This window comes from Salegentibacter sp., from assembly GCF_036568425.1.
Classification (GTDB): Bacteria; Bacteroidota; Bacteroidia; order Flavobacteriales; family Flavobacteriaceae; genus Salegentibacter.
In genome coordinates, this window is the sequence record NZ_DATCSO010000118.1 from 1 (window position 1) to 22,421 (window position 22,421).

The window sequence follows — 22,421 nt, forward strand, 5'->3', positions numbered from 1 at the left end:
TATTAACAATTTCTATGCCCCGTATTTCTTAATGGCTTCACAAAATATTTACATTTTAGGGATCGAATCTTCCTGCGACGACACGGCTGCGGCCATACTTCATAACGGTAAAATTTTATCTAATGTTGTGGCCACACAGGAAGTCCACAAGCAGTATGGCGGTGTTGTTCCCGAACTCGCCTCCAGGGCGCATCAGCAAAATATTGTGCCGGTGATCCACCAGGCCATAACTCAGGCAAATATCGTTAAAAAAGATATAAATGCAATCGCTTTTACACGCGGCCCCGGACTGATGGGATCTTTGCTTGTAGGGACTTCTTTTGCTAAATCCTTATCAATGGGTCTTGGGATTCCTCTTATTGAGGTAAACCACATGCAAGCCCACATTTTAGCACATTTTATTGAGGAAGATGCTTTCGAAAAACCGGAGTTTCCTTTCATTGCCTTAACAATAAGCGGAGGGCATACTCAAATCGTCAAAGTCTCCGATTATTTTCAAATGGAAGTTATTGGAGAAACCACAGATGATGCAGTAGGGGAAGCCTTTGATAAAAGTGCAAAAATCCTGGGTTTACCCTACCCTGGCGGGCCTCTTATCGATAAATACGCACAAACGGGAAATCCCAAAGCTTTCAAATTTCCCAAACCTAAAGTGGCGGATCTCAATTTCAGCTTTAGCGGATTTAAAACCGCGGTGCTCTATTTCATTCAGCGGGAAACCAAAAATAATCCTGATTTTATTAAGGAAAACCTGGAGGATATTTGCGCCTCCATTCAATATTCCATAATTGGAATTTTAATGGATAAACTAAAAAAGGCCGTCAAACAAACGGGAATAAAACGCATTGCCATCGCCGGAGGAGTGTCAGCTAACAGTGGGATTCGTAATGCTTTAATGGAAGCTGAAAAGCAGCACGGGTGGAAATGCCATATTCCAAAATTTGAATATACAACAGATAATGCTGCGATGATCGCCATTGCAGGACATTATAAATATCTGGAAAAAGACTTCGCCGATTTTTCTATAACCGCCCAGGCACGGTATAAATTTTAAGCCATGCAACTCTTCTATAATCCTGAAATCGACGAAAATCAAAAAAACATTGAATTCCCCCGGGACGAAAGTAAACACATCATCAAGGTATTAAGAAAAAATACCGGAGATGTTCTGGAGGTCACAAACGGTCGAGGCTACCTTTTTTCAGTAAGAATAACCGATGCTAACCCCAACCGTTGTAAAGCAGAGATAATCGCTTCAGAAAAAGAAAAACCAGATGATTGGCATCTTCACCTGGCCGTAGCACCTACTAAGATGAACGATCGCTACGAGTGGTTTTTGGAGAAAGCTACTGAAATTGGTATGCACGAGGTAACTCCGGTTATTTGCGACCACAGTGAAAGAAAACATGTAAAGCTCAACCGCTTTGAAAGAGTTTTACAAAGCGCTATGAAGCAATCCCTTCACTTTACTTTACCCAGGTTGAATGAAGCCCAAAACCTGAAAGATTTTCTTGAAAAGGAGATCTCAGGACAAAAGTTTATCGCGCATTGCGAAGAAGGAATGCCAAGATTTCAACTGAAGGATAAGATCAAAGCTTCAGCAGAGGTCACAATTCTTATCGGACCTGAGGGCGACTTCTCTTCCGAAGAGATTGAGCTGGCGCTAAAAAATGACTGGCAGCCGGTGAGTCTCGGCAATAGCAGGTTGAGAACTGAAACTGCTGCTATTGTAGCCTGCCATACGGTTGCTCTTGCAAACCAGGAATAGCTCATTCCAAAAAATTATTTTCTATTTTTACTAAAATCCAGGATTTACTATGAAGATTTGGTTTGGTATTTTAATGATTATTTTAAGTGTTTCTGCGGTATATCCTCAGAAAATCGCACTGCTTAAATATGATGGCGGAGGCGATTGGTACGCTAACCCTACTGCCCTACCAAATCTTATTAAATTCAGCAATGAAAATGCTAATACTTCCGTTGATCTTAAACCGGAAACCGTAAGCCCGGGAAGTACAGCTATCTTTCAATATCCCTTTATTCACATGACCGGTCATGGGAATGTTTATTTTAGCGATGGAGATGCCGAAAACTTAAGAAATTATCTCTTAAGCGGTGGTTTTCTTCATATTGATGATAATTACGGAATGGAGCCTTATCTGCTGGAGGCTTTAAAAAAAGTGTTTCCAGATAGGGAACTACAGGAACTAAGTGCCGAGCACCCTGTTTTTAATCAGGTGTTTAAATTTCCAGGTGGTTTGCCAAAAATTCACGAACACGACAATAAACCGCCACAAGCCCTGGGGATTTTTGAAGAAAAACGTCTGATACTTTTGTTTACGGTAGAAAGCGATCTTGGCGATGGATGGGAAAGTCCAGAGGTGCATAATGACCCTGAAGAAGTTCGTCTTAAAGCCTTAAAAATGGGTGCTAATATCCTTAAATATGTTTTCGAAAATTGATGCAGCTCATTCACGAACAAAATAAATTTGAGGAAAGAAGTTTTCCCATTGTTCTTTTACTGGATAATATCACCGGCGAGGCCAATATTGGCAGTATCTTCAGGCTGGCAGATGCTTTTAATGTGGAAAAAATAATATTTACCGGTACTCCTCCAAACCTCAAAAGCAACCGTTTGAAGAAAACTGCAAGAAGCACCCACCAAAGAGTGCTTTTTGAAATTACCGAAGATTGTTTCCTGGCCGCTGATATTTTAAGATCACAGGGATATTTGCTTTATGCTCTCGAGATAACCTCAGACAGCCACCCAATTCATAATTTCGAATATGAGCCGGAAAAGCCGTTGTGTATTATTCTTGGTAATGAAGTTTCAGGAATTACAGAAAAATTATTAAAAATCACAGATAAAAGACTGCATATCAATATGTATGGCAAAAATAGTAGTATGAATGTGGCACAGGCGGCGGGAATTGCCTTATATGAAATAACAAAAACAATCCTCGCTTTCAACAAGAAATAATATATTTACCCTGTGAATTCAAAAGCAATTACATTAGGAATTTTACGTGCAGCCGGTATAATGGTAGGTATTATCCTACTACTTTATCTCTTGTATGAAATCCAGTCTGTACTTATTTATATAGCAGTTGCGGGAGTAATTTCCCTGATTGGGCGGCCTGTGGTGCTGTTTTTAAAGCATCGGCTTTTAATACCTAATAAATTGGCGGTTATCCTGGTTTTGTTGATAGCCCTTTCTATGATCGTGGGACTTGTATTTATTTTCGTTCCCATTGTAATTGAACAAAGTCAGCATTTGGGACAAATTGATATTGAAGCCTTTCGAAGCGACCTTAATGAGCTAAATCAGGAGATCAATGATTACCTGGGTGTAGAAGAAATAAATATAATTGAAGGTTTACGACAAAGCGAATTCTTTCGGGATTTTGATATAGGCGGTATTCCTCGATTTTTAAACAATGTCTTCGGAATTTTAGGCGCAGCCCTGATAGCAATTTTCTCGGTGATATTCATTTCTTTCTTCCTTTTAAAAGACAGTAAATTAATGTTGAATTCAATCCTGGTTTTTGCTAACCGTGGAGAAGAAAAGAAGTTTCAAAGAGTTTTTAATAAGATCAAGATCTTACTTTCTCGCTACTTCGTAGGTCTTTTTTTACAGATAACAGTGTTATTTATTTTATACACCATTTTACTCACCGTTTTTGAGATCAACAACCCTGTGGCTATAGCCTTTATTTGCGCATTTTTAAACCTTATCCCCTATCTCGGGCCGATTTTCGCCGGTATATTAATGGGCTTATTTGTGATCTCTAGTTTCCTGGGAGCCGATTTCACTACCGTTATTTTGCCAAGATTGGGGTATGTAATGTTGGGTTATGGAATTTGCCAAGTGATAGATAATTTTATCTCTCAGCCCATGATCTTTGGTGCGAGTGTACGTTCGCATCCTTTGGAGATATTCCTTATCATACTTATTTCCGGGTTGCTTTTCGGAATTGCCGGTATGGTAGTGGCCGTCCCTGTTTACACTGCCCTGAAAGTTATCGCCAAGGAATCGCTTAGCGAATATAAAATTGTGAAAAGACTTACCCGCGATCTTTAAACCATATGCTTTGAATAAAGCGCTTTTAAAACCCGAAATCCAAAAATTTATCAGGGAAAATCTGAAAAGCGACCTTACAGGACTTGTGCTGAAAGGTAGCCCGTTTCCCGAAGTTTCATCAGCTGAAATAGCTATGCAAATCTCAGGCCTAAAGACCGCTCAAAATAAGCTTCCTACCTGGTTTGAGACCCCAAATATTTATTATCCTCCAAAATTAAACCTGGAACAAACATCTTCAGAAATAACAGCAAAATATAAGGCATCATTAATTCAGGGCAAGCAACTTATAGACCTTAGCGGTGGTTTTGGTATCGATGATCATTTTTTTGCTGAAAGTTTTAAAGAAGTTATCTATTGCGAATTAAATGGAGAGCTTGCCGAAATTGCAAGACATAATTTTAAGCAACTTAAAAAAGATAACATACAGGTTATTCCAGGAGATGGTATAAAAACGCTTGAAGCCAGCAATAACAATTTTGATGTGATCTATGCTGATCCTGCCAGGCGGGATGACCACGGCGGAAAGGTTTTTAAACTTGCCGATTGCCTTCCGGATATTCCGACTTATCTTGATCTTTTATTCCGTAAAACCGATAGAATACTTATTAAAACCTCCCCGCTTCTGGATATTACAGCAGGTTTAACAGAATTAAAACACGTCTCGGCGATTCATATCGTAGCGGTAACCAATGAAGTGAAGGAGCTTCTTTGGTTTATGATTAAGGATTTCTCAGGGTCACCTCAAATTAAAACTATCAATTTTAATAAAAGTCAGGTTGAAAAATTTTCAGGAAGTATGGAAGACAAACCTGAGCTAAAATTCAGCTTCCCTAAAAAATACCTTTATGAGCCTAATGCCGCGATAATGAAAAGCCGTCTTTTTGAACTTTTAGCAGAAAAAACCGGAACCTCCAAGCTGCATAAAAATTCACATTTATTTACTTCGGAAAAACTTAAAGAATTTCCTGGAAGAATATTTGAAATTATTGATATAAAGTATTTTAAGCCAACTATACTCAAGAAGGAGTTTAAGGGAAGTAAGGCAAATATTACTACCCGAAATTTTCCTGAAAGCGTTGCGGATTTACGCAAACTTTTGAGGATCAAAGACGGTGGGGAGCGATATCTTTTTTTCACCACTAACCAAGAGAATAAAAAGCTAGTCATTGATTGTCGAAAGATCCTAAATTGAACCCTGATTAATGACCACTAAGGCTTAATCACCTGTTGCTGTTTGGTAAAGGAGAACATAAAATAGAATATTGCCCAGAGACTTAGTGCAATCATTCCTGCCAAGGCAAAACTTCCAACTATATATTGCCAAAACCCCTGGATCAAATCTGTAGCTGAGTCGAAATCTTCAGGCCGCAATTCCCATCTAAAACCTCTTCCTGTAAAAAAGGATCCCACCTGGTAACTTGCGTAAACTATTATAGGAATTAGCGGTGGAATACTGATGTTAGAAAACAGGAAAGCTACCACTTTATTAAGCTTGAAAACTGCGGCAAGGGTGAATACCAATAAGGTGTGAAATCCCCAGAGAGGCGAAATTCCAACAAATACTCCAAGGGCTATGGCTGCAGCCTTTTTATATGCCGGCTCGTCATTCTTGATGATATTTTCTTTCCAAAAACGCTTAAAACCCTTTCTTCTGAAATCATTATAGGTATCCCTTGGATGAATATAGAAGAAGCTTACCAAAATAAACCAGATATAAAGCAATGTAATTCTTGTAATATCCCAAAATGGCCTGAAATGGGTTACCCTGTTTTCCTCTTCGTAAAACACTTTTATAGGAATATTTTTAACCTTAACCTTGCGCCATGCCGCCTTCACAATAATCTCGATCTCCAGTTCAAACTTTTTGGTGTACAGCCGGGTTTTATTTACTGTTTTGAGCGGATATAAGCGGTAGCCGCTTTGAGTATCTGTTAAATTGATTCCGGTAACAACTAAAAACCAAAAATTAGAAAATTTATTCCCCAGAGTGCTTTTACCCGGAATTCCATCCTGGGTCATATTTCTGTCTCCTACCAAAAGTAATTCGGTGCCGGGTTTCTTATTTTCCAGTTCCTTTAGAAAAACATCCAGATCGTCGGGATAGTGTTGCCCATCAGAATCTATAGTCACTGCATATTCATAACCAAGTTCTTCGGCAATATTGAAGCCTTGTTTTAAAGCTTCCCCTTTGCCTTGATTTTGTTTAAAGTGATGAATGTTTATAGTAGAAAACTCCTGAAGAATCTGTGGGGTGGAATCAGTAGAGCCATCATTAACCACAACCAGATTGGAGGTATATAGCAAAAGGTCCTGTAGGACACTCGCCAGCGTTTTTTCATTGTTGTAAGTTGGAATAATAATACAGCAATTAAATTCCTCAAATCGGGATTGGTATATGGGTGTACTACTCAAGTCAATTATATTTTCGGCGAAAGTAACTAAATTAATTTGTATATAGCATTGATTTTTAAGGAAATACCCTCATCTGTTTTAGCTATTCCCTTAAGCCTGATCTCCTGGTTATTATCTTCAAAATGATACTCCAGGAACAATTCATTATGGATCTTGGGATCAACTATCGCCATGAATTTTACATTATGTGCATTTTTTAACTGCAACGAATTCGCCAATCGACGCTCAGCATCCTCTTTGAACAACTGCATTAAGATAACTCCGGGGGTGACAGGCCGGTTTGGAAAATGACCCTCATATATTTGGTGGTCCTTATTAATTTTTATGTGGGTAATATATTTTCCTTCTTCTTGGCTTGAAGATACTACCGAATAAAAGTCTTTTAAAAGCATCTGTTCTTTTTGGTTATTCGTACTAAAATATGGAAAAATAGGTTTAAAATGCCCCGGGGCTAATAAATTTTGTCGCATCACTTAAATTCTAAAAATTCAATTAGTCTACCGTGACGGTTTTCATTTCAGAAGTAGCGAGTAATTTTCCTCTCTCATCCTCTGTTCTTGCTCCTACTGAAGTAACGTTCTTAAATTCCTGGAGGATTTCCACATAGGTAGTAAGAGTGCTTCCGGCCACTGGTAATTCAAAGATCTCCACCGATTTGATCGAACCTATAAAGCCTGTCTTTGGTTTATCCAATCCGGCTAAAAATCCCTGATAGCCGCGCCACAAGGACATACTCTGGGCCATATGTTCTATTAGGCCGGGTTCAGAGAATATACCATCTTCTACCAGTATGTTATCCCTGGGGATGGCAAAACCAGTCTTCCCGCTAGCCTCGGTATATTCTAGCAGACGGTCTACCATAACAAATGGCGATTTTTGCGGAATTAATTCCAGAATACGTTCAACTTCGAAAATTGGTTCTTTGAGTAAACTTTGTTCCATACACATTTTTTTGCTGAATAATAAAGGCTAGAAATAACAAGCATATTATTTCAGAAAAATAAAGATAAGCTTTTGGTTGGGTTTGCCGGGTTAGATCCTGCTATCCGTTTAAAAAATTCCTCTATTATAAAAATAAAGGAAAAATTTATTGATAATAAATATTGGTGGAAACTTATAAAAGTAAAATATTTTTATGCTTAAAATTCTGATGCAAAAGTGATTAATAAAATGCTGTATTTTTATTGCATGTTTTAGCACTAAAAAGTTTGGAAGCTACATAAGTAAAAGTTACATTTGCAACCGCAAAATATTTGCGACGTTCATAATTATTGGAGAGGTGGCAGAGTGGTAATGCAGCAGCCTGCTAAGCTGTCATCCTTTTTGGATGCCCGGGTTCGAATCCCGGTCTCTCCGCAAGATTTTTAGTCTGTGGATTATTTATTCTCCTTTTCGATAGAAAAGACAGGGATAGATTTCCTCCGCTTCCCGACTGCTTCAGTGTATTTTGGAACGGAAAAGGCTAAGAATTAATTGAAAAATAACTTGCGTTGTTTTTCTGGGTGTAGCCCTTCTACAGGTTCCTATGGAGATTTGTTCAGGACAGGCTCCGCCTCCATATCGCGCCGAGCGCGATTAAAAAATACTCGGGGTGTAGCGTAGCCCGGTTATCGCGCCTGCTTTGGGAGCAGGAGGCCGCAGGTTCGAATCCTGCCACCCCGACGAACCACCTACTAAGTGGAACCAAAACACTGTTAATCTATTGATTTTCAGTGTTTTTTGTTTTTAGGGATATCAAATAATATCATTTAAAAGCATAAGTCTGGTGAATCATTCGGTGAATCATTTATTACAAATAATTGCTTAACTTCATAAGGCATTTTAGTTGATTTGACTTTCGTCTTTGCAAACTGATTGTTTCATTAAAGACGCTTGAAATGCCTAATTACACTACCTTTTCCGTATTATTCTTTGTCCGTAAACATCATGATGAGACGAAGAAATTATTTATTTACGCCCGAATTACTGTCAATGGAAGACGCTCCGAAATCAGTCTAAAAAGATCAATTTCGGTGAATCAATGGGACGCTTCAAAAGGACGCGCCAGGGGAACCGCTCCAAAATCACGAATTCTGAATCAGTATTTAGACCAGGCCTACAATAAGTTGCTTGACTGCCACAAACAACTATCCTCAGAGAATAAAGTAATCTCCGCCCAAGGTATCAAAGCTCGTTTCTACGGGAGTGATGATCACCAGAAAACCTTATTGGAACTGATGGATTATCATAATTCTCATATGAAAAATGTGTTGAAGCCCGGAACGCTGAAAAATTATTATACGACCGAAACTTATTTAAAAGAGTTTTTAAAGAAGAAAATGAGCTGCAATGATATTAGCCTCAAACAGATCAATTACCGGTTAGTAACTGACTTTGAACAGTTCCTACGCAATTATTCTGCAAAGGTTTCCAGGAAGACTTGTGGCAATAATGGCACGATGAAACACTTGGAACGTTTTAAAAAGATGCTCAACCTGGCAATTAAACTAGAATGGTTAGTTAAAAATCCTTTTGACAATTTTAAATTCCGGTTTGAAAAGAATGAACGTCAATACCTAAGTAAGCGGGAACTTCAAATAGTAGAGACTACCGAATTTACCAGAAGTAGCTTGCAGAGAGTAAAGGATATATTTGTTTTTGCCTGCTATACCGGTCTATCTTATATTGATATTAAAGAATTAACTATTCATCAGATTGTAAAGGGAATGGATGGCGGTAACTGGATCTATACCAAACGGGAAAAAACAGATGAAACCGTAAAAGTGCCATTGCTTCCCCAAGCACAAATCTTAATGGATAAATACAAGGACCAAGTTACTTCAGAAGAATATTTATTTCCTGTTTGTTCTAATCAAAAGGTCAATAAATATTTAAAGGAGGTTATGCAGCAATTGAAAATAAAAAAGACAATTACTTTTCATTCTGCCAGGCACACTTTTGCGACCACTGTTACCTTATCCAACGGGGTACCTATAGAAACGGTCTCTAAACTTTTAGGGCATACCAAATTATCTACTACTCAGATTTATGCACGGGTTTTAGAAAATAAATTAAGTGAGGATATGATGCAGTTGAAAGAAAAACTTAGCCGATAATTAAAGTATTACAAGATGTTTGTATTTGGATACAATCTTGATTACTCCCAATGACCCCAATGAAAAAAAGAGAGGCTTAAGGACGAAGATTAGAACAAAAGATTTATTGAGATTATCCATAAAAAAAAGGGATTCTGATTTACTAATAAAATAGAATCCCTTCTTATGTTTCAGAATAATTTAATGCCTAACAATGATCTTATAGGTTTCCTCTTCTTCCCTTGCCTGAATTTTCAGAAAATACATACCTTCTTTTAAATTCGATACATCCAGTTTGGTTGTACCGGTAAGATTGAGTTCAACTTCTTTTACAAAAGCTCCATTAAAATCAAATAACTTCGCGAGTTTATTAGTTTGTGTAAAAACTAAACTTTGTATTTGATTTGTAGTATTTGATTTTTCAGTATTAGATTTAATCATTACTTCGGTAGAAGCAGGATTAGGAGAAATACTGAATCCTCCGGGACCACCACACCTTTCAGAAGTAACATACATAGCTGCCCGGCTTATTCCACAAGCGTTAGTTGTAAAGAGTTCAACCAAATAGTTCCCTGCACTCGTAGACAAAAAGTTAAATAATACAGGAGCATCTTGGTAAGTCATTTCGCTCATTCCGTCAATAGTTAGATTAGGAGACGATGATACAATCCTATAAGACTCAGCTCCTTTTGAAGCTGGTAACGCATAAGGCTCCATTGAGAATTGATTTGTACAGACAATAGGTGCTTGTGGCAAGTTAGCATAAGGTTTACCCACATAAACTTGCTTCGTCGTTTGCGCACCATTATTGTAGTTTGCAGTTATAAAACCGTCACCACGACTGTTTGCGTATTTGGCTTTAACTGTGATTGTTGAAGTGGTAGAACTTATTATTTCCAGATTACTACTAGTTGACCAGTTTACATTATTTGGAGTATTTTGTAAAGTAAAAACAGAGTTGGAGGAACTACAAACCAATTCCTGACCGGAAATTGTGACTACTTGAGCTGCTTGAACAGCAGCCAAAGCATTGATCAAACCATATCCCATCTCATTATTCCAAGTACCATTTGATCGATTTGCCGTAGTCGAAAAATTATATCCACCTACTTTTTGAGCGGTACTTTCAATAATATTATTAACCTCCTGTGAAGTTAAATTTGGGTTTACAGATAGTACAAGCGCAGCTACTCCAGCCACATGGGGACATGCCGAAGATGTTCCATTAAAATTTTGAGTATAGTCACCTGCTAGCCCAGAATTAGTATTATAACCATTCGCTCCCTGTCGATCAGTAGTAGGGATTAATACACCAGGCGCTGCTATGTCTAATTGAGTTCCAAAATTACCACCCCACCAACTTTCTCCATCACAAGAACTTGGATTTTTTCTTTCTCCACATTGACTCATAGCTCCAACAACTAAAATATCATCATTTGAATTAGCAGGATAATTAACTGCCCCATTATCATTTCCTGATGCAAATACTACAACACATCCAAGACCATTTCGACCATTTGTCAATGCATTATCTATAGCGTCATCAATAATTTGATATTGAATAGCCGATCCCCAAGAGTTGCTAATAACTGAAGCTCCATTATTAACCGCAAAATTGATACCGTCAGCTCTTCGCTGACGACTATTCGGTGTGGCTGCCAAACTATTGCTAATAGACATTATTGGACTATCAGGTGCAATTCCTGAAACACCATCACCATTGTTAGAATTTGCCCCTATAATACCCGCGCAAGCTGTACCATGATTTCCCAATACTTGACTTGGAGATGTTCCAGATTCGGTATCAAAACTTAGAGGATGCATATTAGTTAAATCAGGATGGTTCATTTCCACACCGGTATCTAATACCGCCACTATTACATTCGGATCTCCCGAAGTAATCAGTCTAGCGTCACAAAAATTAATGTCAATCCCATTAGTACCTCCATTTTGACCTGTATTATTTAAATTCCACTGGTTATTAAAATGTGTATCATTAACGCAAAGGGGACTATCATCAGTCATTAAATCTGGTTGAGAAGCTTCAAACATTCCTATCTCATAAAAATAGTTTGCCATTTGCAATGAATTGCCCTTGGATTTTTTTGAACATGAAAGTGTATACCATAAAGGCATAAAATTATTATTCCCTATTATCTCAACATTATTTTTTAAGGCCTGCTTTTGAAGTACATCGAAATCTTCTGTTTTTTTAAGTTTCACATAGAAAAGATTTGAAAGACCGGCTTCAATTTTTTCAGGTGTTAGAAAGAATGGCGCATGATATAGTATATTTTCATTGTTTTCTAGTGTTATAGATTTGGACACCTCAATAACCGCCCATTTACTTTTTGTATTTTTAAGAGGTTTTGTAAGTCTTAAGCCTGTTTCAACCTTAAGATTATCAAACTTTTTAACAGCAAGGTTTTGAATATTTAATGCATTTGTTAAGGCTAAAGGATTTTCAAATGAATTAAAAACAATAAATTTTTTGTTTTCTACCTTTTCCAGAAATATTTTTTCACCATTGTACCAATAATAATTTTGTGAGAACATGGTGAAACTAATAATAGTAAAGGAGATAGTAAGTAAAATTTTTCTCATATTTAATTTGATTTGGTTAGAGTTATATCATCGAAACCTGTAGTGCCATAATCAACGGGCATAAATTGTTCAAGAAATAAAACATTATCAGAGGAATTTTCTATTTTGTGGCTCGATGTTTTTTTACTATCTTCTATTTCCCAAAGTCTGGTTACTTCTATAATATCTGTCGATTTAAGCTGATAAAACATTTTATAAATTTTGGGGTCTGATTGTTTTTTTAAATAAATAGTATCCTTATTGGAAAAGGTAAGAGTATTACACCCTTCACACGGGGAAATTTCTATCCATTCACCTGAAATTTTATCACTTAAATTCCGGTCTTCAACTGAATCACTTTTGTTACAACTTATCAGTATTATGGATAATAGGTAGAAATACATAGGTTTTTTCATATTATAATATTTGATATTTGATATTTGAATTTACTCTATTAACGATTATTTCTTATAATAAATAGATTAGTATTCTTATTACCATTCTTTTATTAAAAAAAATTATCTGAATTAATTACTAATTTTATTTGAGATGTGAAGTAGGGTATTGGATCTCAATAAGTTAAAGTTATTAAAAATATTAATAGGAATGACGTTTTTTTTATAATCACTTTCTTACGTCTAATGTTTAAATGGTTTCGTCAAGAAAAATGGATATTTATAATTTATAAAACTTTAAATCTGAAGGAAGTATGATTGGAGCACTGGACTATATTTTGAAGATATTTCTTTGCAACCTCCGGGCGCAAAGCAAGATTGTCATGACAATGACACATCTTGCTTTGTTCCTTTTTAGTGCAAATCAATAACTATGTATGTAACTTTTGACTAACAGCCAGTAGCCTTAAATATAGCTGGAGATTTATCTCTAAAAAATGTTTTTAATAAAATTTGTCGCAAAAATCAACACATTAACTAAGCTTACCAATGTATTTGTCGCAAATTTAATAAAATAGCACAAACTTGAACACTATAAATACTTTAAAATCATTTAATTAGGAATATGTAACATCGCGCAGCGTGTTACCCTCTTGCTATTCCTAATTTCATTTTTAACCAAAATAAAAACGGAATACTAATTGAAAAAATAACCTCACGGTGCTCCATACAATTTACTTTTTTTATCCTGAGCACTTTCCTTTTTTGATAAACCTCAAATTTTTCTAAAAATAAGTTCTACCTAATTATTAAATCAATTTACTTCTTCCAGAGCCTTCGCTACTACCTTTTTTTGATGCTGTTCCTTTCAAGATTTAGAATTAGGAAAGGACTTATAAAAGGGCAAAGTATGAAGCCCGGCTTATGCAGTCCGGCTAACTTCTAAATCTTGTCCATTTGCATCTACTAAAAAAAGTAGCAGGAAAATGGAAAATTAGTTTTTAGGAAAGTCTATTTTAAAGAAAATTATATCTTTATAGCACAAAGACGATCAAATAATATGAAAGCTCTTTGTTTTATGAAGTTTGGTGAATCATTCGGTGAAACATCAAATTGATTTTCAGTGAAAGTACTGTGGATAGGGCGTTTGTTCTTGAATAAATTATCCTGCCACCCCGACAAAGAAAAGCCCTGCACGGAAGTGTGGGGCTTTTTTGTTGCTCCAGGGCGAAAGCTTGCTTTCAAGCCACAGGAGCAACAAAAAAGGCCAGGAAGGCGCTAGCCTGCGGGCTTTTCTTTGTTACTTCCCCCACTCAGGATCACCGACCAGTGGGAGGTAATCCTTTTTTATTCCAGGGCGAAAGCTTGCTTTCCAGCCACAGGAGCAACAAAAAAGACCAGGAAGGCGCTAGCCTGTGGGCTTTTCTTTGTCACTTCCCCCTCTGAATTATCTTATCTAATCTAAAGTCTGGTTTCAAATATTCAGTCGATATACATTTCCTCAAACTGATGGATGCTTTTATCGGTACCAGCTACAATAACATCGTCCTTATCCCGGAATTTGAACTCATCAGGATCTATAGTGGAAATTTTCTCCCCATCTCTGTATACGGCGAGTATTGTGCAACCCGTTTCGGCCCGTACATTACTTTTGGCCAGGGTAGTTCCGGTCAATTTACCGGCAGGCAATTGAACAAGGTTAATCTGTTTTTCAGCGGCTAACGAGGTTTCGTCTTCAAATATACTGGAAGCAAGAATCCTCCCGCTAACTGTTGCAAGCGACTGAACATAATCGGCTCCAGCATCATATAATTTCTTCACATTTTCAATCTTATTGGCCCGCACTATAATATGAGTTTTACTATTCATACTTCTGGCCAATAATGTAGCAAACAAAGCCATTGTATCGTCCTGAATGGTAATAATCAAGGCAGAAACATCATTGATCCCAGCCTCTTGAAGTGTTTCAGGTTCCCGGATATCACCAACTATATTTACACCTTCTTTGTCTTGAATATCAATAATTTTTAATTCTACGTTTTTAGTTTTAAGGATGCTAAAAGCAGCTTTCCCCGATACACCGTAGCCAACGATTAAAATTTTATTCCCGGAAAAATGTCTAATTGTCGCTTCTGCCTTTTTATTAAGCTTCTTGAGTTCCTCTCTGTCTCCGGCAACCAGTAAACGTATCTTTGAGTTCAAAATAAGGTCAGCAGGTACCGGACTTTGGAACTCCCCGTTCTGCCAGGCACCAATAATATTCATATAGTATTTATCCAGTAAATCAGCTTCAGCTAAAGATTTATTACAAAGTTCACTCCCTTCTTCTATATCAATTTCTATCAGCTCAACGGAATTATTAATCTCCACACTTTTGTTAATAGAAATGGCAGGAACCTGGACAGCGAGGCTTTTTCCTATTAACTGTCTTGGTGAAATAGTACTATTAACCCCGGCCAGTTTATGGTAAGTCTCCATCTCCTCATCCTCAAGTACCGCAATTGTTTTTACAGATTTATTCAGATTTCTTATAGAAAAAATAATGCTTATGTTTTTCACGGTCGTTGAATTGAGCACAACAGCCTTGGCATGTTTTAGACAGGCAGCTTCCAGAGTGATTTCAGATTCGGGGTTACCTTTCATCACCTTTAAACCTGATATAAAAAGTTCTTTCGCGATTTCCTCACTGGATTCTATAATTACATAATCCTGGTTTCGGGATCTAAGATCTTTGATCAATACTTCAGCATGAGTTGAATAAGAACATATAATTACATGATCTGTTTTACTTATTTTGGTTGGTGGGGATTTTTCAATTGCACCCTGTAAAAAGGGAAGAAAAAAAACAGGGAAGGCCACAAAAACAAGTACTACCCCAGTTAGATTCATCATGAGCACGAAGTAATTTAAAAAATCACTTTGCCAGGGTGAAAAGCCTCCATAACCACTTGTTGTCAAAGATTCTACAACAACCTGTAACGACTGGGCAAAAGTCACCTCCCGATTTTCAAAAAAGGACATGGACCATACAAAGATTACCGCATAGGTAACAATAATTGCAGCAACAATGAGAGCTGAAGATGCAATTCTTTTTTTTAGATCTTTTTGCATGGAGAAGATTTGTTAAAAAAAACTGGTAAATATTTTATCTGAATTTGGCTTTCTGTATTCCGATAGAAAAGCTGTATCTAAGCTGAGTTTATGCTGAGTCATTTTTCTATTTTTTATTCCCTTAAATTCACTTTGTTTTATATGTTTTTGGGTATAAAAGAGAGACTATTTCAGGATATGCTGTTTTCCCTAAAAACATTGCTTAATTTCTGAAAATTACTGTTCTAAAGTGCTAATCTTTAGAGTATGTAAAATAGTACGCTTTAAAAAATAATAAATATGGCAAAATCACCCGAACACCCGGTAAACAATGAGAGTGAAAAGTACCACTCATAAATGTTAAATGTAATAATTAATTTTTTCCTAAAAATTTAATATGTCTGTTTTTTAAGCAAAAAGCCATTAGAAATCCTGAGATAATAAATTCAAATATGAGACCTTCAAGTAAGCCTCTGCAAAGTATCCGGGCAACGCCTTTCTGATCGCCAATGGTTCAAAACTGGTTCTTTGGAGGTTCAGGATAAAAGCTTGTTCACACCAATTGAAAATCAAGAATACTAAATGAAATATCTTCCAAATTATCTAAGAATATTCAGGGAAATCAAGATGGGTTTCTATAAAAAAAAAATATAGCTTACTGGTTTTCGGGTATAGCAGAGTTAAAAATCAATCCTGACAGCGCGGTGAAATGCAGCTCTTGAAAAAATTCCTGGTTTTTTTTTGGGCACATTGAATTATAGGTAACATCCTTTAAATACATCCATTTTTTAATCTTCCCTCCTTCTCTTTTTAACAAAGCGCCGATAAAATTACCTTATTTAAGACCAGTTGATTTGTAGATAAAGACATAGTTTTCAATGACTTTCCTCATATTTTATTTTCGGAATTTTGTTTTAATTTGATAAAGATTTGATCCAATGAAAGCTGCTTTTATAATTCCTGTCTTTCTTATTTTTTTTTCTTGTTCAAAGTCGGTTGAAAAAATCACACCACAAAGAACCAAATTGGTAGAATCTGTTTATTCTTCTGTAGTGATTCAACCCGACAGTCTTTATAAGGCATATACTACAGTTATTGGCATAGTTGATCAAAACCTGGTAGAAGAAGGTGACCGGGTGGAAGCCGGGGCTCCTATTGTACAGCTAGTCAATATTGCTCCTGAATTAAGTAAGGAGAATGCAAAACTCAGTTTTCAGCAAGCCCGGAGCAATTATAGTGGGACATCTGCATTACTTAAATCATTGGAGAAGGAAATTCAATCGGCCAGGTTAAATCTTCGAAACGATTCTATTAATTACCTGCGACAAAAAAGATTATGGAAACAAAACATAGGTTCAAGGGCCGATTACGAGAATAGAAAGCTTGCCTATGAACTTTCCAGTAATAAACTTCAGGTCTTAAAAGAAGAATATGAGCGTACTAGAAATGAATTATCAATTCAGGTACGGCAAGCTTTGAATAATTATAAATCTTCGGAATTTACTTCAGGAGAGTTTACTGTCACCAGCAAAATTAATGGCGTTGTGTATGCTCTTTATAAGGAAACAGGGGAAATCGTGAATACTGTAGAACCATTAGCCCTTATTGGAAGTGCCAAAGAATTTGTGATAGAGCTTCTGGTAGATGAAATGGATATCGTTAAGGTAGAAGCAGGTCAAAAAACTTTCGTCACTCTAGAGGCCTATGGTTCCCGGGTTTTCGAAGCTAAAATCAAAAAAATATACCCGGCCAAGGATGAAAGCACTCAAACCTTTAAAATTGAAGCTGAATTTTTAGAAGAGCCGCCTAAACTATATCCGGGTCTGGTTGGAGAAGCAAATATTATGGTTGCTGAAAAAGAGGATGCCTTAATAATTCCTAAAGAGTATCTTCTGGATGATAACCGGGTTCTTACCGAAGACGGGCCGGTAGAGATTGTTACCGGAATCCAGGATATGGAGCATATAGAGATCATTTCTGGTATAGATGAAAAAGAAACTGTTTACAAACCGGAGCAATGAGATCCTGGAAAGTAATATTGGAAATTGCGAGGACGCACTTATTCACTAAACTGAAATCTACTGTTACAGCTTCAATTGGAGTAACCTTTGGAATAGCAGCCTATATTACCCTGGTGAGTTTTATGACAGGACTTAATTCTATGCTGGACGATCTTATTTTAAACCAGGTTCCTCACATTCATCTCTACAACGAAATAGAACCTAGCGAAAAGCAACCTATTAGCCTTTATAAGGAATTTGAAGACGCTGTACCTATCATTCATTCTATAAAACCCAGGCAAAATCAAAGAAAAATCCATAATGCAATTCCGATATTAAATGATCTGGAGAAAAATGAAAAAGTCAAGGGAGCAAGTCCGCAATTACAAGCCCAGATCTTCTACCTTTCAGGAAGCATTGAATTAGGCGGAAATTTAACGGGAATAGATATTATGAAGGAATCCAAACTCTCCAACATTCAGGATTATATCATTGAAGGGAGCATTCTGGATTTAAAAAACACTCAAAATGGCATTCTGCTTGGCTCCGGAGTCGCGAAAAAAATGTCTCTCTCGGTTGGGAGGAAAATAATGGTAAGCACGGCCCGGGGAAATCGAATCCAGTTAAAAGTTGTAGGAATATACCAAAGCGGTATTGCCGAAGTTGATAACATTCAAAGTTTTGCCAATTTAAAAACGGTACAAAGAATCTTAGGCGAAGCTGAAAACTATATCACCGATATTAATATTAAGCTAAATGATATCAGCCAGGCCCCTGCCCTGGCTAAAGTCATGGAAAGAAAATATAATGTTTCGGCCCGGGATATAAATGAAATAAATGCACAGTTTGAAACAGGAAGCAACATAAGAAATCTCATCACCTATGCGGTATCAATCACTTTACTAATAGTTGCGGGCTTTGGAATATATAATATTCAGAATATGCTTATTTATGAAAAGATGAATGATATAGCTATTCTGAAAGCAATTGGTTTCTCGGGAGCAGATGTGCAATTAATTTTTCTGAGCCAAGCTGCATTTATAGGATTTTCAGGTGGAATTCTTGGACTCATCCTCGGCTTAGGCCTTACTAATTTTATTGACAATGTTCCTTTTGAGACAGAAGCTTTACCGACTATTACAACTTATCCGGTTAATTATAACCCGGTCAATTATATAATCGGATTCTTTTTTGCTCTTCTATGCACTTTTATAGCAGCGTATTTTCCTTCCAGAAAGGCAAAAAATATAGATCCGGTTCTAATTATACGAGGAAACTAAAATTATTATGAGTATAATTCTGGAAACAAAGCAGATCAATAAATACTTCGGAAAGACAAAACCTTTTCATGTCCTTAAGGATATAAGCCTGGGAATCAAACAAGGCGAATTTGCAAGTATTATGGGTAAGTCAGGTTCAGGAAAATCCACCTTGCTTTATATCCTTTCTACTATGGATACCGATTACAGCGGAGAGCTTTACCTTCAGAATGAACTTATAACAGGAAAATCCCAGCCCGAATTATCTCATATTCGGAACAAAAAAATAGGTTTTATTTTTCAGTTTCACTACCTCTTACCGGAGTTTAGTGTGCTGGAGAATGTGATGCTTCCTGCGAAGAAATTAGGACTCAAAACTCTGGCAGAAATCAGGGAAGAGGCTATGGATTTACTTAAGAATCTAAATATTGGTCACCTGGATTCTAAAAAGGCCTCGAAAATTTCAGGAGGTGAGAAACAAAGAGTTGCTGTTGCCCGCGCTCTTATAAATGAACCGGTTCTTCTTATAGGAGATGAACCTACCGGGAATCTGGATAGTAGTAACTCCGAAAACCTGTTCCAGATTTTAAAAAAATTAAAAGAGAAAAAAGGTCTTTCTCTGCTTATGGTTACCCATGATGAAGATCTTGCCAAAAGAACCGACCGCACCATCTACCTGGAGGACGGTCGTATTGTTAATTAAGATTATAACTTTGATAATTGATTTTCATCTAAAATATAACTGGCAATTTTTAAAATATATTTGATTTCAATTTAAAACTTCCTGTTAATTGATCTCTCAAAACACACTAATTCACTATCTTTAATAGGACTATAGCCTTTAAATTCAGTAAGATGAGTGTTTCAGTTATTCGAAAAGATGTGGAGTTTCTTCCGGATTCCAGCAGGATTCTAGCCAGGTTTTTTAGAGCCGAGGATTTAAGAACCCAAAAACTTATAGCCAGAGTTCTTGCTCTGGAAGAAACCGAGGTTCAGCTTGCCCTGGAACAAACCTTACGGGATTTTGCTTACAGGCACAGAAATATTTCTAGGGTTTTCAAAAAGCATTTTCAACATTTACATGGATTAATAGAAAAAATGCAAGTAGATATCAATCAAATTTCTGAAGAACGCAAATTGTTGATAGGGGCATACTGTACCATGGAATATTCCATCGAATCTGCGGCTTTCTTTAATCCCTCAATCATGGAAGATTTTGATCAAACTATGCTTAAACCCGGTGAAAAGAGGGTTATTTTATCCTTTCGGGCAACAGGTGAAGGGCACATTTCTTCCATTGTTTTCAGAAGAGCCATAATCGATAAAAACTGTAATATAAAACTTCACAAAATTGGGATAGATATCGATATGCCGGAGATCTCACATAAGACACTATATGATAAAGAGCGCTTCATCCAAAAACTTAAAGAAATGGAGATCCCCGAAAAGTATATTATGACTATCATGCAGCAACTGCCTGATAAATTTGAATATTATTCCCTTAAAGAAGCAGTGGCCGAGGTATTAAATAATAAACGTATAAAAGCAGAGAAGCGATTGGCTTTAGAGGAGATAACCTGGCTGGTAGATTCATTCTATGATCTAAAATTCCATCACGATTCCGATATTACCGAAAGAGTGATTTTTCCTATATCAGCTTCAGAAAGCCGGGGAATTGAGGACGCCCGTTTTGTTTGCTTTCATGATGAGGATAATACTGCAAAAATATTCGCTACTTATACGGCCTTTGACGGACATACAATTCTGCCAAAATTGGTCTCTACAGACGATTTTTATACCTTTAGAATTATGCCCCTCCACGGGAATGGCGCGAAAGACAAGAACCTTGCTTTTTTTCCTAAAAAAATAAATGGAAAATATGCCATGCTTAACCGCGTTGATGGAGTGAATAATTACGTGATGTTTTCTGAAAGATCAACTTTATGGAATGATCCAATAAAAATCCAGGAACCGAAATATCCCTGGGAATTCACCCAAATTGGAAATTGTGGGTCTCCCATCTTTACCGAAGAAGGCTGGCTGGTTTTAACTCATGGTGTGGGCCCCATGCGCCGCTACTGTATTGGTGCATCCCTTTTTGATCTGGATGATCCCACTAAAGAAATTGGAAGGCTGAAGGAGCCCTTACTTATTCCTTTAGAAAGTGAACGCGATGGATATGTTCCTAATGTGGTTTATTCCTGCGGTTCAATAATTCATAACAATCACCTGATCCTGCCTTATGCCGTATCAGATTATTCTTCTACTTATGCTGTTGTTAATATGGATGAGTTGCATACAGAATTAAAAAAATAATTAATATTAGATCGATTTAATCCTCGTCCAAAACAGGTCTTTTTCTCATCTCGTCAAAAAAGTCCGTTTTTCTGGTGGACACACAATTGGCTGCATAGAGATATAATGCTGCACTCCAGGTTTGCCAGTCCTGTCCTTTAGGAGCTCCATCCTGAGCCTTGATCCATTCATTAAAACCAAATTCCAGTTCCGGATTCTTTGACATAGATACTATACGGGTTAATTCCAGAAGTTTTTTCTCAGCCAGGGTAAATCTTTGAGCGGCGACAAGGGCAGCTATATAAATTCCGATTATAAATGGCCAAATCCCCCCATTATGATAATCACCGGGAAGGTTAAAAGAGTTATATCTCTCATGCCAGTCAAGGTCCCGCCGTTTAATGAATGGAAAAAAATTTGGGGGAAGGTCTACTGCCAGATCCCCACTTAATTTCATAGCTTCGCATTCTTTTTCGATCCAGTTAATCATTCTTCGGGCTCTGGAGGGAGAACTCAAACCCGAGAGAATGGCCAGGCTGTTCCCCAATAGGTCAAAACGTTCACTACTCAATATCTTATAAGACCATAAAGCATAATAGGGCTTATTCTTTAAAACCAAACCTTCGTGCACATAATGGTGCATTTTTTCTGCGGTAATGGCAAATCCGCCCATCTCTTTCCGTATCGAATCTGCTCTCTTATTATGACCTAAAATCCTTAGATAACTGTAAACCAATGTATTTACAAAAAGTCCATATCCTAAGACCCATTGTTCATCCCTCCAGTCACTTGTAGGCTGCTGGGCCACAAGATATTGATCTGCAGGACTTTGATATTCCATCCACAGAAGAGCTTTTTCTACGGCTTCCTTCAGGAAATCTGGATCTTTTAGGAGTTGCCTGTAAATACCAACCCCAAGTAAAAATAAGGGTGTGGTGTCACTGGCGCCCCTGTCTTCCTTATCATTGGCCAGAGAAGTAATATGCCCTTTTTCAGACTGCGTCTCAGAAAGCTTTTCCAAAACCTTCTTATAACTTGCAATCAACTCAGAATTACCGCTCACAGCAACGCCTAATATAGCAAGCATCAGGTCTCTGGTATAAGGTTCGGGGTATCCCCAGGCAGCTGTTCTGGGAAGACAATGCTTTGTTCCTCTTGAATTGTTAAGAAGGACCTCCAAAGCCGCTTTTTTAGCCGCAGCTATTTTATGTTGATTCTCAGAATTCATCTTC

The 22,421-nt window shown here is 37.2% G+C and carries 18 protein-coding genes and 2 tRNA genes; 13 read left to right on the forward strand and 7 right to left on the reverse strand.

All coding sequences use genetic code 11. The features are described from left to right. Window positions 1-31: 31 nt before the first annotated feature. The 6 genes from tsaD to VIM94_RS11775 are packed head-to-tail and all read left to right on the forward strand — an operon-like array spanning window position 32 to window position 5,273. Window positions 32-1,054: a tRNA (adenosine(37)-N6)-threonylcarbamoyltransferase complex transferase subunit TsaD gene (gene tsaD, locus VIM94_RS11750; RefSeq protein ID WP_332039526.1), complete on the forward strand. Its 1,023-nt coding sequence runs from the start codon at window positions 32-34 to the stop codon at window positions 1,052-1,054. Window positions 1,055-1,057: 3 nt separating this feature from the next. After that, window positions 1,058-1,768: a 16S rRNA (uracil(1498)-N(3))-methyltransferase gene (locus VIM94_RS11755; protein WP_332039492.1), complete on the forward strand. Its 711-nt coding sequence runs from the start codon at window positions 1,058-1,060 to the stop codon at window positions 1,766-1,768. A 49-nt stretch (window positions 1,769-1,817) separates the two neighbouring features. Further along, a complete protein-coding gene (locus tag VIM94_RS11760; RefSeq protein ID WP_332039493.1) occupies window positions 1,818-2,462 on the forward strand; it encodes a DUF4159 domain-containing protein in 645 nt (214 codons plus the stop codon). Further along, entirely contained in the window at window positions 2,462-2,980 is a 519-nt protein-coding gene (locus VIM94_RS11765) for a TrmH family RNA methyltransferase (RefSeq protein ID WP_332039494.1), read from the forward strand. Before VIM94_RS11760 ends, VIM94_RS11765 begins: the two co-directional genes overlap by 1 nt. A gap of 60 nt (window positions 2,981-3,040) precedes the next feature. After that, the gene (locus VIM94_RS11770; RefSeq protein WP_414707181.1) at window positions 3,041-4,081 is read left to right on the forward strand and encodes an AI-2E family transporter; all 1,041 of its coding nucleotides are present in this window, start codon (window positions 3,041-3,043) and stop codon (window positions 4,079-4,081) included. 10 nt (window positions 4,082-4,091) lie between these two features. After that, window positions 4,092-5,273 carry a class I SAM-dependent methyltransferase gene (locus VIM94_RS11775; protein ID WP_332039496.1) on the forward strand — a complete coding sequence of 394 codons (1,182 nt, stop codon included), beginning with the start codon at window positions 4,092-4,094 and terminating at the stop codon, window positions 5,271-5,273. A 17-nt stretch (window positions 5,274-5,290) separates the two neighbouring features. Here VIM94_RS11775 and VIM94_RS11780 read toward each other — a convergent pair whose 3' ends face one another. From VIM94_RS11780 to VIM94_RS11790, 3 genes are all read right to left on the reverse strand, one after another. After that, window positions 5,291-6,493, reverse strand: a complete 1,203-nt coding sequence (locus tag VIM94_RS11780; protein WP_332039497.1) for a DUF2062 domain-containing protein — start codon at window positions 6,491-6,493, stop codon at window positions 5,291-5,293. Window positions 6,494-6,519: 26 nt separating this feature from the next. Next, window positions 6,520-6,885 carry a hydroxymyristoyl-ACP dehydratase gene (locus tag VIM94_RS11785; RefSeq protein ID WP_332039498.1) on the reverse strand — a complete coding sequence of 122 codons (366 nt, stop codon included), beginning with the start codon at window positions 6,883-6,885 and terminating at the stop codon, window positions 6,520-6,522. Between the two features lie 100 nt (window positions 6,886-6,985). Beyond that, a complete protein-coding gene (locus VIM94_RS11790) occupies window positions 6,986-7,435 on the reverse strand; it encodes a hypothetical protein (RefSeq protein WP_332039499.1) in 450 nt (149 codons plus the stop codon). Window positions 7,436-7,766: 331 nt separating this feature from the next. Between VIM94_RS11790 and VIM94_RS11795 the strand changes: the two genes are divergently transcribed. The 3 genes from VIM94_RS11795 to VIM94_RS11805 all read left to right on the forward strand — a co-directional run bounded on the left by VIM94_RS11795 (window position 7,767) and on the right by VIM94_RS11805 (window position 9,588). Beyond that, window positions 7,767-7,849, forward strand: a tRNA-Ser gene (locus tag VIM94_RS11795). 231 nt (window positions 7,850-8,080) lie between these two features. Continuing rightward, a tRNA-Pro gene (locus VIM94_RS11800) sits at window positions 8,081-8,155 on the forward strand. Window positions 8,156-8,370: 215 nt separating this feature from the next. After that, window positions 8,371-9,588, forward strand: coding sequence for a site-specific integrase (locus tag VIM94_RS11805; protein WP_332039500.1), 1,218 nt, complete (start codon window positions 8,371-8,373; stop codon window positions 9,586-9,588). 180 nt (window positions 9,589-9,768) lie between these two features. Here the strand turns inward: VIM94_RS11805 and VIM94_RS11810 are convergent, their stop codons facing one another. The 3 genes from VIM94_RS11810 to VIM94_RS11820 all read right to left on the reverse strand — a co-directional run bounded on the left by VIM94_RS11810 (window position 9,769) and on the right by VIM94_RS11820 (window position 15,656). Then, the gene (locus VIM94_RS11810) at window positions 9,769-12,171 is read right to left on the reverse strand and encodes a S8 family serine peptidase (protein ID WP_332039501.1); all 2,403 of its coding nucleotides are present in this window, start codon (window positions 12,169-12,171) and stop codon (window positions 9,769-9,771) included. A 2-nt stretch (window positions 12,172-12,173) separates the two neighbouring features. After that, window positions 12,174-12,566, reverse strand: coding sequence for a hypothetical protein (locus VIM94_RS11815; RefSeq protein WP_332039502.1), 393 nt, complete (start codon window positions 12,564-12,566; stop codon window positions 12,174-12,176). Window positions 12,567-14,027: 1,461 nt separating this feature from the next. Continuing rightward, complete coding sequence (locus tag VIM94_RS11820; protein ID WP_332039503.1) at window positions 14,028-15,656, reverse strand: potassium channel family protein; 1,629 nt, start codon at window positions 15,654-15,656, stop codon at window positions 14,028-14,030. A 917-nt stretch (window positions 15,657-16,573) separates the two neighbouring features. On the opposite strand from VIM94_RS11820, the gene VIM94_RS11825 reads away from it, so the two are divergent. The 4 genes from VIM94_RS11825 to VIM94_RS11840 all read left to right on the forward strand — a co-directional run bounded on the left by VIM94_RS11825 (window position 16,574) and on the right by VIM94_RS11840 (window position 21,210). Beyond that, window positions 16,574-17,656, forward strand: a complete 1,083-nt coding sequence (locus VIM94_RS11825; RefSeq protein WP_332039504.1) for an efflux RND transporter periplasmic adaptor subunit — start codon at window positions 16,574-16,576, stop codon at window positions 17,654-17,656. After that, a complete protein-coding gene (locus tag VIM94_RS11830; RefSeq protein WP_332039505.1) occupies window positions 17,653-18,915 on the forward strand; it encodes an ABC transporter permease in 1,263 nt (420 codons plus the stop codon). Before VIM94_RS11825 ends, VIM94_RS11830 begins: the two co-directional genes overlap by 4 nt. 7 nt (window positions 18,916-18,922) lie before the next feature. After that, a complete protein-coding gene (locus VIM94_RS11835) occupies window positions 18,923-19,597 on the forward strand; it encodes an ABC transporter ATP-binding protein (RefSeq protein ID WP_332039506.1) in 675 nt (224 codons plus the stop codon). Between the two features lie 152 nt (window positions 19,598-19,749). Next, window positions 19,750-21,210: a glycoside hydrolase family 130 protein gene (locus tag VIM94_RS11840; RefSeq protein WP_332039507.1), complete on the forward strand. Its 1,461-nt coding sequence runs from the start codon at window positions 19,750-19,752 to the stop codon at window positions 21,208-21,210. A gap of 16 nt (window positions 21,211-21,226) precedes the next feature. Here the strand turns inward: VIM94_RS11840 and VIM94_RS11845 are convergent, their stop codons facing one another. Continuing rightward, entirely contained in the window at window positions 21,227-22,417 is a 1,191-nt protein-coding gene (locus VIM94_RS11845) for a glycoside hydrolase 100 family protein (RefSeq protein WP_332039508.1), read from the reverse strand. Window positions 22,418-22,421 lie beyond the last annotated feature (4 nt).